Annotated in this window: 16 protein-coding genes; 11 read left to right on the top strand and 5 right to left on the bottom strand. The window is 66.5% G+C overall.

Translation table 11 applies throughout. From position 1 onward, the window contains the following. The first annotated feature begins 131 nt into the window (after positions 1 to 131). From BLV04_RS07265 to mutM, 5 genes are read left to right on the top strand one after another with little or no spacing between them, the layout of a single operon-like run. Entirely contained in the window at positions 132 to 1,067 is a 936-nt protein-coding gene (locus BLV04_RS07265) for an ABC transporter ATP-binding protein (protein WP_093029567.1), read from the top strand. Then, entirely contained in the window at positions 1,064 to 1,801 is a 738-nt protein-coding gene (locus BLV04_RS07260) for an ABC transporter permease (RefSeq protein WP_093029565.1), read from the top strand. Before BLV04_RS07265 ends, BLV04_RS07260 begins: the two co-directional genes overlap by 4 nt. Beyond that, positions 1,798 to 3,171, top strand: a complete 1,374-nt coding sequence (locus tag BLV04_RS07255; RefSeq protein WP_093029563.1) for a GldG family protein — start codon at positions 1,798 to 1,800, stop codon at positions 3,169 to 3,171. Before BLV04_RS07260 ends, BLV04_RS07255 begins: the two co-directional genes overlap by 4 nt. After that, positions 3,168 to 4,328 carry a hypothetical protein gene (locus tag BLV04_RS07250; RefSeq protein ID WP_093029561.1) on the top strand — a complete coding sequence of 387 codons (1,161 nt, stop codon included), beginning with the start codon at positions 3,168 to 3,170 and terminating at the stop codon, positions 4,326 to 4,328. Before BLV04_RS07255 ends, BLV04_RS07250 begins: the two co-directional genes overlap by 4 nt. Then, positions 4,328 to 5,155, top strand: a complete 828-nt coding sequence (gene mutM, locus BLV04_RS07245; RefSeq protein ID WP_093029559.1) for a bifunctional DNA-formamidopyrimidine glycosylase/DNA-(apurinic or apyrimidinic site) lyase — start codon at positions 4,328 to 4,330, stop codon at positions 5,153 to 5,155. Before BLV04_RS07250 ends, mutM begins: the two co-directional genes overlap by 1 nt. A gap of 50 nt (positions 5,156 to 5,205) precedes the next feature. On the opposite strand, the gene BLV04_RS07240 is transcribed toward mutM, so the two are convergent. From BLV04_RS07240 to BLV04_RS07225, 4 genes are all read right to left on the bottom strand, one after another. Next, positions 5,206 to 5,868 carry a response regulator gene (locus BLV04_RS07240; RefSeq protein WP_175534531.1) on the bottom strand — a complete coding sequence of 221 codons (663 nt, stop codon included), beginning with the start codon at positions 5,866 to 5,868 and terminating at the stop codon, positions 5,206 to 5,208. A gap of 12 nt (positions 5,869 to 5,880) precedes the next feature. Then, positions 5,881 to 7,299 (bottom strand): CHASE sensor domain-containing protein, encoded by a 1,419-nt coding sequence (locus BLV04_RS07235; RefSeq protein WP_093029555.1) that lies wholly within the window; start codon positions 7,297 to 7,299, stop codon positions 5,881 to 5,883. Continuing rightward, positions 7,296 to 7,877: a YfiR family protein gene (locus BLV04_RS07230; protein WP_139191874.1), complete on the bottom strand. Its 582-nt coding sequence runs from the start codon at positions 7,875 to 7,877 to the stop codon at positions 7,296 to 7,298. Before BLV04_RS07230 ends, BLV04_RS07235 begins: the two co-directional genes overlap by 4 nt. A gap of 80 nt (positions 7,878 to 7,957) precedes the next feature. Next, positions 7,958 to 10,129, bottom strand: a complete 2,172-nt coding sequence (locus tag BLV04_RS07225) for a TonB-dependent receptor plug domain-containing protein (protein WP_175534530.1) — start codon at positions 10,127 to 10,129, stop codon at positions 7,958 to 7,960. Between the two features lie 254 nt (positions 10,130 to 10,383). On the opposite strand from BLV04_RS07225, the gene BLV04_RS07220 reads away from it, so the two are divergent. Next, the gene (locus BLV04_RS07220) at positions 10,384 to 10,653 is read left to right on the top strand and encodes a GlsB/YeaQ/YmgE family stress response membrane protein (protein WP_093029549.1); all 270 of its coding nucleotides are present in this window, start codon (positions 10,384 to 10,386) and stop codon (positions 10,651 to 10,653) included. Between the two features lie 167 nt (positions 10,654 to 10,820). On the opposite strand, the gene BLV04_RS07215 is transcribed toward BLV04_RS07220, so the two are convergent. Beyond that, positions 10,821 to 11,351 (bottom strand): REP-associated tyrosine transposase, encoded by a 531-nt coding sequence (locus BLV04_RS07215; protein ID WP_093029547.1) that lies wholly within the window; start codon positions 11,349 to 11,351, stop codon positions 10,821 to 10,823. 337 nt (positions 11,352 to 11,688) lie between these two features. Between BLV04_RS07215 and BLV04_RS07210 the strand changes: the two genes are divergently transcribed. The 5 genes from BLV04_RS07210 (at position 11,689) to BLV04_RS07190 (ending at position 14,052) form a co-directional block, all read left to right on the top strand. Further along, positions 11,689 to 11,988 carry a sll1863 family stress response protein gene (locus BLV04_RS07210; RefSeq protein WP_093029545.1) on the top strand — a complete coding sequence of 100 codons (300 nt, stop codon included), beginning with the start codon at positions 11,689 to 11,691 and terminating at the stop codon, positions 11,986 to 11,988. Between the two features lie 127 nt (positions 11,989 to 12,115). Further along, a complete protein-coding gene (locus BLV04_RS07205; RefSeq protein WP_093029543.1) occupies positions 12,116 to 12,487 on the top strand; it encodes a hypothetical protein in 372 nt (123 codons plus the stop codon). A gap of 18 nt (positions 12,488 to 12,505) precedes the next feature. Then, positions 12,506 to 12,904, top strand: a complete 399-nt coding sequence (locus BLV04_RS07200; RefSeq protein ID WP_093029541.1) for a hypothetical protein — start codon at positions 12,506 to 12,508, stop codon at positions 12,902 to 12,904. Positions 12,905 to 13,038: 134 nt separating this feature from the next. Beyond that, positions 13,039 to 13,443, top strand: coding sequence for a hypothetical protein (locus BLV04_RS07195; protein WP_093029539.1), 405 nt, complete (start codon positions 13,039 to 13,041; stop codon positions 13,441 to 13,443). A gap of 192 nt (positions 13,444 to 13,635) precedes the next feature. Beyond that, on the top strand, positions 13,636 to 14,052 hold the full coding sequence (locus BLV04_RS07190) for a hypothetical protein (protein ID WP_093029537.1): 417 nt from the start codon (positions 13,636 to 13,638) through the stop codon (positions 14,050 to 14,052). Positions 14,053 to 14,066 lie beyond the last annotated feature (14 nt).

The raw sequence follows: 14,066 nt of genomic DNA, 5'->3' as shown, positions 1-14,066 counted from the left end.
AACGGTAGGACCCGCTCGGTGCGGGGGTCGGGACGATTCCCCGACATTATTCAAGGTGATCGTCGATCCGTCCACCGTCCGATAGGGAGCGGTTTGGCAATGCCGCACGCACAGGGTATCGTTCCGTCGCCATGGACACACTCGCCCGCGTCACCGATCTCAGTCGCCGCTTCGGAGCCCGTCGGGCCTTGTGCGGCCTCGATCTCGAGCTGCGGCAGGGCGAGGTGCTGGGCCTGCTCGGGCCGAACGGGGCCGGCAAGACGACCTGTCTGCGCCTGCTGAGCGGGACACTTGCGCCGAGCGGTGGCCGGGTCGAAATCCTGGACATCGATCTTGCGCGGCACCCGGTCGCGGCCAAGCGGCATCTGGGCTATCTACCCGAGCGCCCGCCGCTGTATCCCGAGCTGCGCGTCGACGAGTATCTGCGCCACTGCGCCCGCTTGCATCGCATCCCGCGCGCCGATGTGGCCGATGCCGTGGATCGGGCGAAGCAGCGCTGCGGGCTCGATTCCGTCGGTCGCACGCTTATCGCCAAGCTCTCCAAGGGTTTTCGCCAGCGGCTCGGGATTGCCCAAGCGATCCTGCATCGCCCGAAGCTCCTGATCCTCGACGAGCCGACCGAGGGGCTCGATCCGTTCCAGATTCGCGAGGTCCGCGGCCTGATCCGCGAACTGTCGCGCGACTGCGGGATCATCCTCTCGAGCCATATCCTGTCGGAGGTCCAAGCGGTCTGCGATCGTGTCCTGGTGCTCCATCAGGGCCGGATGCTGCGCAGCGACCGGTTCGGCGCGCTCGGTCCGACCACGCTTTGGCGGGTGCGCCTGCGCCCGAGCGTCGATTCCGGTGCCTGTTCGGGGGCCGAGCGACTCGAGCGTCTGGCCTGCGTCGAGGCCGCGATCGCACTGGATACGGATCGATTTCGGGTGATCTTGACCGAGGGCGCCGAGTCCGCCGATCTGGCCCGCCAGATCCTGAGCGCCGATTTGGGTCTCTGCGAGCTGGGTCCGGAGCGCCCGGATCTGGAACGCGTCTTCTTCGATCTGATCGGCGCGGGAGGCACGGCATGATCGGCGTGATCGCGGGTCGCGAGCTGCGCAGTGCGCTGGTGTCGCCCTTGCCCTGGATCCTGCTAGGCGGCGGTCAGGTGGTACTCGCCTGGATCTTTCTGCAAGTGGTCGACGACTTCACGGGTCTGGGGGCCGACGAGCGGGTCGCGAGCCTGACGGTGGAGCTGGCCCTGAACCTGTTCGGGTTCGCCGCGGTGATCCTCATGCTCGCGGTGCCCTTGGTGGCCATGCGGATGCTCAGCGGCGAGTTTCGCGACGGCAGCTTCGAGCTGGTGGCCGCCGCGCCGGTGCGCATCGGCGAGCTGGTGGCGGGGAAGTTTCTCGCGCTGACGATCCTGATGACGCCGCTCTGTCTGCTGCCGGTTCTGAACATCGCGCTGCTCGCCGGCAGCGCCGCGCTCGACCCGGGTCAGATCGCCGCCGCCACGCTCGGGCTCTGGCTGGTCGGCACGATGTTCTGCGCCGTGGCGCTCTATGCCTCGAGTCTGACCGCTCAAACGGGTGCCTCCGTGATCGCCGCATTCGCGATCCTGCTGGTCTTCTCCGTCATCGGCCGGGTCGAGGCGCTGGGCGCCCATGATCTCTCTCTGTTCGGTTGGCTTTCTTGGAACGAGCATCTCTTCTGGTTTCTGCTCGGGGCGGTGCGTTTGAGCGACCTGGCCTATCTGCTCGGATTCACGGGTCTCTTTCTGGCCCTGACCCACCGCCGACTCGCGAACCGGGTTCTGCAGTGAAAAGCAGCCTGACCTTTGCGAGGGCGCAGCTTCGACGGCTCAACCGGCCGCTCGCGGATGCGCTGTTTCTCGTCCTTCTGCTGGCCGTCCTGATCGCGGGCGGCTGGTTGACTGCACGCCATGACCACTATTGGGATTGGACCGCCGTCGGCGCCAACAGCCTGACGCCCGAGAGTTCGGCTATCCTCGGTCGACTCGACGGCCCGCTGCGCGCCACCGTCTTTGCCGACCCCGCGAGCCCGCTCGGCAAGGGGATCGAGCGGCTGCTCATGCGCTATCGGCAGGCGCAACCCGACATGCGCATCGAGGTCGTGGACCCGCAGCTCTTCCCGGAGCGCACGCGCGATGCCGGGGTGACGCTGATCGGCCAGATCCTGCTCGACTATCGCGGGCGGCGCGAGATCGTCGCGGAGGTCGGCGAGCGTGCGATCAGTGCGGCCATCGCCCGACTCGGCGCCGGCCGCGTCCCCTGGGTCGCCGTGATCGAAGGTCACGGCGAGCGCGCCATCCAGGGCGAAGCGGGTGCGGACCTCGGGCGTCTCGGTCGGGAGCTCTCCGAGCGTGGATTTCTGGCCCGCCCGCTCGACTTGGGTCGGGTCGAGGAGGTGCCGATCAACACCCGGATCTTAGTACTCTCCGTGCCGCGCATCCCGCTCTTTCCGGGCGTGGTCGAGCGCCTGATCCAGTATCTGGATCGGGGCGGCAATCTGCTCTGGCTCCTCGACCCCGGCCCGCTCAACGGACTCGAGCCCTTGGTCGAATACCTGGGCCTGACCATCCTGCCCGGCACGATCGTCGACGCGGACGCTGCCGCCTTGGGTGTGGCGACACCGGCCGTCGCGGTGGTCGCCGAGTATCCGGATCACCCCTTCTCGGCCGATCTCGACGTCCCGGCCCTGCTGCCCGGCAGCCTCGGCTTCGGGACCGAGCCCGCACCCGGATGGCTCCTGGAGACCTATCTGGCGACCGGCGCGCGGAGCTGGAACGAGATCGGTCGGCTCGACGGCCTGATCGACCGCGACGAGGTCATCGGGGAGCAGGCCGGTCCACTTCCGGTCGTCTTGGCCCTGAATCGCCCGATGCCGGAGGACGGTCGCGAGCAGCGCGTCCTGGTGGTCGGCGACGGCGACTTCGCGAGCAACGCCCAGATCGGTGCCTACGGAAATCGGGCGCTCGCGCTCGCCCTGCTGGCTTGGCTGAGCGACCCGGGCGATCTCACCGTGCTCCCGCCCGACCCGCTCGCGCCGGACGCGCTCGTCCTCGACGAGCAGCAACGGCTGCGCATCGGGCTGGGGTCGCTGGTCATCTTGCCCGCGCTCTTCCTCTTGATCGGGCTCGGTATCCGCTGGCTGCGCTGGAGAGGGACATGAGGTCGCGCTGGATCCTCAACCTGGTCCTGATCCTCGTCCTCTCGGCACTCGGCTGGGCGATTCGTCACGAGCTCGCCGTCACGCAAGCCCCGGCGACATTGGCCGGCTCGGGCGCGCCCGAGCCGCACCTGATCGAGATCGCCCGCGAGGGCGAGCCGACCATCGCGCTCGAGCGTCTCGCCTCCGGCTGGCGTATGCGCTCTCCCTGGGACGTGGATGCGGACCCGGAGCGGGTCGCTGCCTTGTTGGCGATTCGCGATGCGCCGCTCCTGCGCAGCGTCCCGGCGCAGGCTGCCGCGCTGGGGGAGCTGGGTCTGGATCCGGTCAAGCTGCGTCTGCGCCTGGACACGACCGACATCGCGATGGGCGGGCTGGACCCGATCGAGCTATGGCGCTACGTCGCGAGCGACGACTTGGTCCACCTCATCCCGGACCGCTTTCAGTATCTGCTGATCGCGCCGCCGATCGACTATGTGGCGCGCATGCCGCTCCCGCGCGACCTCGGGCCTGTCTTCGCCACGCACGACAGCGTTCCCCTGAGCGGCGAGACCTTGGCCCGTCTCACGGGGCTGGTCGCCGAGCGCATCGAGCCCTTGATCGGTGAGCCGACTGGTACGCTGCTTGAACTCAGCGCATCGGACGGGACACGGGTGCGCTATCGCGTGTCGGAGGACGGTCGACGTTGGACGCGACCGGATCTGAGGCTCACCTACGTGCTCGGCGAGCCCCCCGAGCTGATCGAGGATCCGAGCGCGGTCGACCCGACCCCGCCGGTCTCGGTTGCGGCTCCTGTCTCCGAGCAGGACGCCGTGACGACGAACTCCACCTGGCCCGAGCCCGCATCGGTTCCGGAAGCAGACGTCTTCGCCCCGGACCCCGAGTGGCGCGAATCGCCGGGCACGCTGGATTCCCTGATGGACCCCGACGCCCCGCTCTCCGGCGAGCTCCCGCTCGGCTCGCCGCCCGAGGTCCGGCTGCGCCCGCATGATGTGCTTCGCGAGGAGGTGCTGACTCGGGACGGTGTCGAGCAGGAGGGTTTCGGGGTCGAGGCGGGCCGAGACCTCCCCGAGGGCTTCGGTCTGGATCCCTTCGCCCCGGATCCTGCCGATGCGGACTCCGCGCCTGCGGATCCCGATCCGCCGAGGGATCAACCCTGATGCCCGAGCTTCCGGAGGTCGAGACCACGCTCCGCGGCATCCGCCCCTACTTGGAGGGCGGTCGCATCGAGCAACTGATCGTGCGCGACCCGAGGCTGCGCCGGCCGATTCCGTCCGAGACCGCAGAGCGGGTCGCCGGTCAGACGGTGCGGTCCTTGTCGAGACGCAGCAAATATCTCCTGATCGGCTTGGATCAGGGCAGTTTGCTCATCCATCTGGGGATGTCCGGCAGCCTGCGGGTCGTCCCCGCGGACAGTCCGCCGAAAAAGCACGACCACCTCGACCTGGTGCTCTCCGACGGGCGTTGTCTTCGGTTTCACGACCCGCGCCGCTTCGGTCTCTTTCTGTGGCTCCCGGAGACGCCCGGGCTTGCCGAGAGCCGCCATCCGTTGCTGCGCGACCTGGGTCCCGAGCCGCTGGGGACGGCGTTCGACGGCGATCATCTCCATCGTTTGAGCCGCGAACGACGGGTCGCCGTGAAGATCTTCCTGATGGATGCCTCGGTGGTGGTCGGGGTCGGGAACATCTATGCGAACGAGTCGCTCTTCCTCGCCGGCATCCATCCCGCTCGCGCCTGCCATCGGATCGGCCTGGAGCGCTACCGTCGTCTCGCCGAGGTGATCCGCGGCGTGCTTGAAGCCTCCATCACCCAGGGCGGCACCACCCTACGCGACTTCGTCCAGGAGGACGGCAACCCCGGCTATTTCGCCCAATCGCTAAGGGTCTACGGCCGCACCGGCGAGCCCTGCGTCGCCTGCGGCGCACCATTACGCCAACGGCGTATCGGACAGCGGTCGAGCTTTTATTGCGTGCACTGCCAGCACTGAAATCAAGCCAACGTGCACCGCGGTGTCTGGGGCGCGCATCGGCGGAGCGCTTATCCCCGGACGATCCCGGCCCGAATCGCGTACTTCACCAATCCGGCCAAGCTCTCGATGCGTAGCTTGTGGCTGATACGGCTGCGGTAGGTCTCGACCGTTTTGGGGCTGATCCCCATGTCCGTGGCGATATCTTTAGTGCGCCGACCCTCGGCGAGAAGACGCAGCACATCGCGCTCCCGGCCGGTGAGCTCGATCTCTTCGGGGTCGGTGGCGGTCGGGTCGGACCGAGCGGCCGGATCGGCCAGGGCCGGGCTAAGGTAGGTCTCGCCTCGCAACGCGGCGTCGATGGCTGCCAAGAGGTCCGCGGCCGCCTTGTTCTTCAGCACATAGGCCAGGGCTCCGGCCTCGAACATGCCACGCCGATACATGGCGTCGCCGAACATGGATAGGGCGACGATCCGCGTGGCCGGCGCTGCCTCGCGGATGGCCGCGGCTGCTTCCGTGCCCGACATCCGGGGCATGGCCACGTCCAGCACCGCCACGTCCGGCTGCAGCCGGGCGGCCAGCTCCACGGCCTCTCGGCCATCGGCCGCCTCCGCGACCACGGTCCAGTCGGTGCGTTGGCGCAGCAGCGCCGCAAGTCCCTCGCGGACCAGGGTGTGATCGTCGCACAGTAGGATGGTCGCGGGCATGGCCGGGATGATTATCGCGTGAGGCACCGTTCCGCGATCCTAGCCGCTTTCGCGCTCGATCGGAATCCACAACCGTACCCGCGCCCCCGGGCGCAGATCCTCCATAGCGAGTCCGCCGTCGACCAGTGCCAGCCGCTCGCACAGGCCCTGCAGCCCGTAGCCATGCCCGGAGTCCAGCCCGGAGTGGCGGCCCCGAGCCGCGTGGCTGGCTGCGAAGCCGATCCCGTCGTCCTCCACCCGCAGCTCGACACACCGGTCCAGTCGTGTCAGTCGGAGGTCCCCTCGGTTGGCCCGGGCATGTTTCACCATGTTCATCACCAGCTCCCGGCCGCATTGGAAGAGGATCAGCTTGTGGGCCCGATCCAGGTTCGGTGCGCTCCCTTCCAAGCGGTAGCTCATGGTCAGGCCCCAGCGGCTCTGGGTGCTCTCCGCCAGCCAGGCAAGCGCTGCGGAGATCCCGCCGCGCTCCAGCACCGGCGGGCTGAGCTCGAACTGCAGGCTGCGCAGCTCCATCGTCGCCTCGGAGAGCAGCTCCAGGCCAGCCGAGAGCCGCTCCGGCGACTCCTCGTCTTGCTCCCGGCTGCCCGCTTCGAGCTGGATCTGGGCCAATGCGAGCTTCTGCAAGGGGCCATCGTGCAACTCGGCCGCCAACCGTGCCTTCTCGGTCTCCTCCTGCATGGCGAGGTCCAAGGCCAGGTCGCGCAGCTTGTCGTTCGCGTTGTCCAGGGTCCGGCTCTGACGGGAAAGCTCGGACTCGCGCTCCTCCAGGCCTTGCAGCACGGCATTGAAGCCTTCCACCAGGGTACCGATCTCCCGACCCGCGTCCGGGTTCGGCAGTCGAACCGAGAAGTCCCGCTCGGCCGAAATGGCCCGGCTGTGTTCCGCGAGTTGCAGGATGGGTTCTGCAATGCGCTGCCGAAGGCGCAAGGCCGCCAGCAGTGCTGCGCCCAAGGTGAGCAGGCCGACCAGGCCGGCGAGCGGAAGATAGATCCGGAACTGGCGCGCCAACTCAACCAGCTCCGCATCAATCACCAGGCGTCCCACGGGATGGCCGTCGAACGCAATCGGGTAAATGATCTCCAGGGAGGGGCTCAGCCCCTTGATGACCGACGGCAGCGTGGGCTCCGTGTCATCGGCGGGTTCGCGGAGCCACCGAGCAAAGTCCCGGCCACCGGCGTCCAGGAGTAAGGCCGAGCGGATCTGATACTCCCTTTCGAGGGTCGCCAAATGACGCTCGGCGGTCTCGGGATCATCGAAGACCAAGGCGGAGACGCAGTTCTCCCCCACGACCGCCGCCAACACCTCCAGGTCGCGGATCATATGGTCGCGAAAGAGCTTGATATCCAGGACCGCCGAGAGCAGCGTGCTGAGAGCCAGCGTGAGCAGGGTGACCAGTGTCAGTGCAACCAGCAGTCGCGTGCGGATGGAGCGGCCGGCACCGCGGGCGGTGCGTCTCATCGCACCACCTCCGCCACATCGTAGAGTCGGGCCGACGCCGCCAGACCCCGGTCTTTGAGTGCCGCCGCATTGATGCGCAGTCGCAGCCGCTCGGTCTTACGGAAGATATCCGGCTTGCGATAGATCTCGATCGCCAAACCGCGCTCCGCATCACCGGGGGTGTCCCCGACCAGGAGCGTCGGCTGGCCGGCGGTGCGCCGCAGAATAGCGGCGAGCTGCTCTTGAGCCTCCGTGCCGACGAACAGGATCTCGCTTGGCCCGATGGCCTCCGGGGACGGATAGGCCCGGATCTCGATCGGCCGATCCTCGACCCGCTTCGCCTCTTGCTCCAGCGCCCGCAGATGTCTTGCCATCACCGGGTCGCCGATGACGCCGATGACGAAGGGACGCTCGGCCGGCACGGCAGGCCACTCGATGAAGCGGGTGAGGTTGTAGATGTAGGCCACCTTGAGCTCGGTCAGTAGGTTGTCGTCCCGCTGATCTTGGGCAGCGGCTACCGACAACCAGCACGGGAGGAGCGCGATCAGCAGTGCGAAAAGGCGTCCGCTGCCGCGCGGAAGGAACGCCGAGGCAAGCATGGCGGCGAGGCCCCGCGTGCGCGGGTTCGCAAGCACGCCTCGGCCGATGGCTGTCCGTGGCGCCGGAGGCGGACGTCCGCTCAAAATGCCCAGCCGATCGTCGCGGTGATCACCCGTCCGGGACCGATCATGCCAAGGTTGAAATCCGTCAGCTCGTTGGCCGGATAGCGGATCTCGGTGTCCAGCAGGTTCGAGACGTTGAGTGCCGCATAGGGTCCCGTCGCCCCGGGTGCCCAGCGCAGATTCACCCCCAGGTCCCAATAACCGGCGACCGGCTCGCCGATGCGCGAAACCGCGCCCTGCTCGGGACCCGCGACGAAGTCCCAGTCCGCCTCCATGCCGTCCACATAGCGGGCGTAGGCGGCGTAGGTCATGGGTCCTCGCCGCCAGTCGGCCTTGAGCGTCGCGAGCAGGGTCGGCGAATAACCCGGATCGATACCGGTCACGAGATCCTCGGTCTGCTGCGCCGTGAGACTGGCGCTGAGATGAAGCGTCTGCAGCGGCTGGACCTCGGCGATCAGCTCCAGGCCCCGCGTACGCCAGCGCCCGGAGTTGTCGTCAAGGGTGGTGTAGATTCCGGTCCGGGGGTCGAATTGCTGGATGGTGCGCACCAACTGGCTCAGACGGTTCTGAAACAGTCCCGCGGTGAGCATCCAGCGCGGTCGGGTGAGGGTGTAATTGGCCTCCAGGGTCTCGATCCGCTCGGCCTCGGGCAGGTTGAACTGGTCCGAGTCCTGTGACGCCGTCCCCCAAGCGAGCTTCAGCACCTGGTCCGGAGTCGGAGTCCACAGCAGCGCAATCTGGCCGTTGACCGGAGCGGAGGCTCCGACGGGCACCGATTCCGCAACGGGCACCCTGTCCCTGCGCAGCCGACGAATGCGCTGGTACTCGTCCGGCAGAAAGCTGATGCGCACGCCGCCGACCAGGCGCAGGGGCGCGGTAACCTGCCAGCTCGCCTGCGTGAACAGATCGTGGGTTGTCACGGGCTCCAGTTGGACCCGGGCGTCCAACAGAGGCGGTGCATCCACGCGGTTCCCTACCCCGTCGATACGCAGCAGGCGGTAGCCGGCGATGGTGTCGAGGGCCGCGGTCGGCCGCCAATGCAGGTCGAGCTCGAGCTCGGCCCGCCGCGAGTCCTGGCGCTGATTGCCTTCGAGCTCGGGGAGGACTAAGTCGAGCTGGTAGGCGTCATAATGCTCCGCGCTGTAGATGCCTGTGACCCGCAGGCCCAAGTCATCGCTGAAGCGGTGGGCATAGCCCAATGAAGCGTGCAAGGTATCGAGCCGGATACGGGTACCCTCGTCGAATGGCGGCGTGAAGCCATAGATCCCGTAGTCGCGACGATTCAGACGCAGATTGCCCTCCCAACCGCGCCATCCGGCGGAGAGATCGAGGCTGCCCCATCCCTGATCCAGGTCGCCGTCCATGTCCGGGTGCGTGCCCGGGATCAGGGCGGCGAGCTCCGCGGGGCTGAACATGTCCGCATAGGCGCCCGTCAGGCCCTCCGTCCGGTAGCCGCCGGCATTGAGCACGATGAAACCGTCGTCAAACACCCTGCCCGCCCGCCCGAAGAGGCGTCCGCTCTCCCCTGTGCCTAAACTGGCCGAGGCCCTCGGGCCGCTCCCCTCGATCGCGTTGGTCACGACATTGATGACGCCCTGGAAGGCATTGTTGCCGTAGATCACCGACATGGGTCCGCGGATGATCTCGACCCGGTCGATGGATTCGACCGGGATGTCCAGGCGCGCGATCTCGGTGCCCGTGATGGTCTTCTGCAGCGAGGGGTGCTGCGCAATCCCGTTGACCAGGAGCTGCACCCCGCCGCCCACCGCGCCGCGGGTCCCGATGAAGCGGTCCTCGGTATTGTCCAGGAGGTAGAAGCCGGGGACGTTGCGCAGCAGCTCCTCGAAGGTGATCCAGCCGTAACGCGCGATCTCCTCGCGGGTCAGGATGGTCACGCTCGCCGGGATGTCGCGGATCTCCTCATCGCGCTTACCCGCGGAGCGGATTTCCACCTCCAGCAGCTCCTCGAAGGGCACATCCAGCAGGTCGGGACCCTGCGGCCTCGCCGCGAGGGCAGTCGGTACGTCGACGACCAGATTCAGGACCAGGGTCCCGGCAAGGGCGAGGGTAGCGCTCGGCGACCGACCGCGGCGTTGCAGGCCGGTGGTTGTCTCGGTGCGAACGCGCGCGCACCAGACCCGGAACCTGGCACGTCGCAGAACTGAAACCGGAATGGGCAACAAGGACACGGTCTGATCCACCTGACTCTGCGGGCTCCGCGCGGGGACCAAGAACCCGTTCTCGACCTTGAGTCACAGCATACCCCGAGCTGCCCGTTCGTCACGAATTCCATTGCCGAGTGTAGGGTTGCGGGCAGGATCGGGGAGCGCAACCGACCGAACGGTTTAAACCATGGCGTCGGAGCCTGAATCATGTGCCCTGAGCGGATTCGGTAAGATGCTCGAGCGGTTCGCGCACCGCTCAATGAGTCAAGGAGCTGATCTTGAACGTCACCAGTCTCGTCGTCGGCCTGTTGCTTGCGTTCCTGCTCATCGGCGCCTTCGCAGGCGTGGTCGCCGGACGGCTCATGCCCCGCGGCGGCCCGGGCCTGTCGGGCCGGATGGCAATCGGCATCTTGGGCGCCTTCATCGGCGGGTTTCTCTTCGGCCTGGTCCCCGCGGATCTCGAGGTCGGCTTGGTCGGAGCCCCGATCACCGCCGCCATCGGCGCAGCCCTCCTCCTATTCGCCGTCGCCAAGATCAAAAAGCACTGATACCACCTCAAGACCGATGGTCAAAGCGTAGGATGGGTAGAGCGAAGCGAAACCCATCTTCCCCGTCAATACAAGAGCGGCTCCGTAGGACGGGTAGAGCGAAGCGAAACCCATCTCCCTCTGTTCATGCAAGCGCATCAAAACAGAAGAACAAACCCGCTCACCCATCACGACCCCTCGTAATCCACCCCCTCCATCCCATCCCCGCCCCAATCCACCGGATACACCCCCAACTGCACGGACCGATGGAACGACGACCAAGGCCAATCCCGCACTCGCGTCACCCAACCATGCTTGACCGGGTTGAAATGGATGTAATCGAACCGCGCAGCAAAGCCGGCCTCGTCGCGAACGGTGTGCTCCCAAAAGCGCCGCTGCCAGATGCCGCGCTCATTTCGACGCGCGCGGCTTGCCGATACGGCCTCGGCCTTGGGCAAGGTCCTGGAAAAGGCCGATTTGATCTGACGCCAGCGGGTGCTGTAATCGCGGTCCCCCGGCGGCAGTTCCAACAGGCAGTGAATATGCTCGGGCAGGATGATGATGGCGTGGATGGTGAAAGGATGCGCATGCATGACCTCGCGGAATGCGCCGCGCAGGTCGTCGATGTGGTCGGTCAGGAGCCGTCGCCGGCGATCGGCCAGGTTCACCGTAAAGAAGTACGTTTGGCCGGGGAAGCGGTAGCGGCGGTAGTCGGTCATGGGCGCGGCGTGGGTCGCGGGCGATTCCGGTGCGGATGGGTTTTGGTTTGGTGTTGTCGGGGATGATGGGTTTGGGATGAGGGGTTTCGCTTCGCTCTAGCCATCCTACGCTCTACCCATCCCCGCGCCGTGGCTGCTCCGCAAGCGATGAACGCCTCGATCAGTGTCTACCTGATGGATGAATGAAATTGGAAACGCGTCAGGGGTTTTCCGTCAGGAGTTTCCCGACAGACAGGGCGTTCGCCATGGACTACCCTCACGCCGGTTGTGTCCGAGCGACACGATCATTGGCTCACACTGTTTGCGAATCCGAACCTCGATCACGGGAGTACCGACCATGCAGACGAAAGACGAGTACGTGGCGAAACTCAAGGCGCAACTCGATGAGTGGGAGTCGGATCTGGCGCAATTGCGCGATAAGGCGTCGGATGCCTCGGATGACGTCAAGGAAAAGGTCGATCATCAGATCGCCGAGTTGAAGCTGAAGTGGGACGAGCTCGCCGTGCGTCGTGACCGGATCGCGGACGCCGCCGACGAGAAATGGGAGTCGCTCAAGGACGAGGCGGAAGAGACCTGGGCGGAGGTGAAGGTCGGCGTCAAGGACTCGATCGACCGCATCAAATCGATGTTCAGTTGAGCTGTCCATTGCGGCGCGCCCGGCTGCCCGCAGGGTCATACCGAGGCTCGCCGCTCTGGATCAAACGCCGCAGCGACGCAATGAGTTACACGTGGCAACCGAATCGGCATACGGGAGAAAACCGACGATGAAGCTTCATCCCCTTGGCGCACTCTGCATCTCCGTCATCATCGCCGGTTGCGCCGCCGGATCGGACAGCACGACCGCGCCCGCGGGTTCCACGGCCGCCGGGAGCGACGGACGGTTCGAATACCGCTGCACGCTCGAGGTCAAGAACGAGCCTGCTCCACGCGACATGGGTTGCGACTTCTCGCAGCGACAGGGCTTCGTGCGCATCGTACTCGAAGACGGCGCGGAGTACGCGCTGGAGCCCGTCGGCAGTCAGCCCGGCAACTTCCGCGATACCGTGCGCAACGTGCCCGTTTATCGCAAGTCCGGCCTCGGCGACAAGGGCGTGATCTTCGACTTCCCGACCGAGACCATCAGCATCCACTACTAAGCGATAGGAGCCTGATCCGTGAACCACAGCATCCGCATCGGCGCGCTCGGCGCCGCCGCGTCCTGCCTCCTCGTCTCGCTCGCCGGCTGCGTGGAGGAGCCAAGCGTGAAGCCGGACATGGGCCCATCGACGTACGATGCCTCCGGGACCATGCCCTGTTCCGCCGGCGCCCCGACCTTCGATCAGGCCTGTGGCTGGCGCGTGGTCCGCAAGCCCGGCGGCGGGGCCGAGATCTGGATCTCCAACATCGCCGTGCGCGACCGTCCCGCCTACCGCGTGCTGACCTTCTCGCAGGGAGAGTTCAGTGCCTGCGACGGTACCCCGCTGCGGGTCACGAAGGACGCGGACCAGTGGACGATCACCGCCAACGGCCAAGAGCATTATCGCTTCGCCGATGCGCTGATCACCGGCGGCTGATCCCCTGCGGCTAATCCCGGCAGCGAAGCGCGCTCGGCCAATCCGCCTCCCGGCGAGGCAACAGTGGCTCTGGATCGGGTCTGCCGAGAGGCGACGACGCGATCCGCGGGCCATTCATCCAATCGGAGGGTTCGATGATGAAAAACCTGCTCATGGCGCTCGGCGTCGCCCTACTGGTCAGCGCTGCGGCGGTGGCCGACGACACCCGAACCGAGCGCGTCCACTTCAAGAAGGGTGCAACCAGCGCAACGGTGGAGGACACCATCAAGGGCTACCAGAGCGTGGACTATGTCCTGGGCGCACGGGCAGGCCAGTCCATGAACGTGAGCATGGCCACCGACAATTCGGCCAATTACTTCAACATCCTGGCACCCGGAAAAAACGACGAGGCGATGTTCATCGGCTCCACATCGGGCAACCAATTCGAGGGTGCGCTGCCTGCGAACGGAGATTACAAGATCCGTGTCTATCTCATGCGCAGCGCCGCACGCCGGGGAGAGGCGGCCAACTATCGGCTGGAGATGATCATCAACGACTGATCCGAACCGGATCCCGGGGCATTCCCGCTGCCGGTCTGCACACCAAGCGCTCGAACGGGATCGGCTCAGGGTCCGGCGATCGCAAGCGCACGTGGCAGCCTGGGCACGGAAGGGGTGGTCGCGCTTGCACGATGAAGCAGGGCCGTCGCGCAGCGTCATGACTTTACGGATGTTGCCGCGCTTCTTGCCGCTATGACCACCAAGCTCCGGGCTCGGACTGCCGTCGCCTTCTTCGGGATCTGGATCGGCATCTTGTATGCCGGCTCCGATCATCCGCCCCCCACCGGTTTTTGGTGGCTCGCCGCATTGGTTTTCGTCTGCGCCGTCGCCGTCTACATGCGAATGCCGGTCTATGCATCCTGGTCCAGCCGGCGGAGCCCGGGACGAGCCCGTCGCGTTCTGCGCGATGGGTTGCTTGCCGGGCTCGTGGTGGGGCTCGTCCCGCTCATGCTGCCTTTCACCGGAGAACCGACGACAGCACTCGCAAGCGTCACCCCGATCTTGATCTGGCTGGCGACGCTGTCGGCCCTGGGGATCCTCAACGCGGTCCTTGTCTACGTCATCGCTGCCGTTGTCCCATCCGAATCCCGAGCGACGACCAAACCCTGAAGCACCCGAGTGAC

Origin of the sequence: Thiocapsa roseopersicina, from assembly GCF_900106925.1 — a bacterium.
GTDB lineage: Bacteria > Pseudomonadota > Gammaproteobacteria > Chromatiales > Chromatiaceae > Thiocapsa > Thiocapsa roseopersicina.
This window is presented reverse-complemented; position numbering and strand designations above follow the sequence as displayed.

Bases quoted from the DNA above. Each gene is read 5' to 3' on its own strand.
- BLV04_RS07230 (WP_139191874.1), bottom strand. From the start codon at position 7,877: ATGCTTGCCTCGGCGTTCCTTCCGCGCGGCAGCGGACGCCTTTTCGCA.
- BLV04_RS07190 (WP_093029537.1), top strand. From the start codon at position 13,636: ATGACCACCAAGCTCCGGGCTCGGACTGCCGTCGCCTTCTTCGGGATC.
- BLV04_RS07195 (WP_093029539.1), top strand. From the start codon at position 13,039: ATGATGAAAAACCTGCTCATGGCGCTCGGCGTCGCCCTACTGGTCAGC.
- BLV04_RS07215 (WP_093029547.1), bottom strand. From the start codon at position 11,351: ATGACCGACTACCGCCGCTACCGCTTCCCCGGCCAAACGTACTTCTTT.
- BLV04_RS07205 (WP_093029543.1), top strand. From the start codon at position 12,116: ATGAAGCTTCATCCCCTTGGCGCACTCTGCATCTCCGTCATCATCGCC.
- BLV04_RS07265 (WP_093029567.1), top strand. From the start codon at position 132: ATGGACACACTCGCCCGCGTCACCGATCTCAGTCGCCGCTTCGGAGCC.
- BLV04_RS07235 (WP_093029555.1), bottom strand. From the start codon at position 7,299: ATGAGACGCACCGCCCGCGGTGCCGGCCGCTCCATCCGCACGCGACTG.
- BLV04_RS07260 (WP_093029565.1), top strand. From the start codon at position 1,064: ATGATCGGCGTGATCGCGGGTCGCGAGCTGCGCAGTGCGCTGGTGTCG.
- BLV04_RS07210 (WP_093029545.1), top strand. From the start codon at position 11,689: ATGCAGACGAAAGACGAGTACGTGGCGAAACTCAAGGCGCAACTCGAT.
- BLV04_RS07250 (WP_093029561.1), top strand. From the start codon at position 3,168: ATGAGGTCGCGCTGGATCCTCAACCTGGTCCTGATCCTCGTCCTCTCG.
- mutM (WP_093029559.1), top strand. From the start codon at position 4,328: ATGCCCGAGCTTCCGGAGGTCGAGACCACGCTCCGCGGCATCCGCCCC.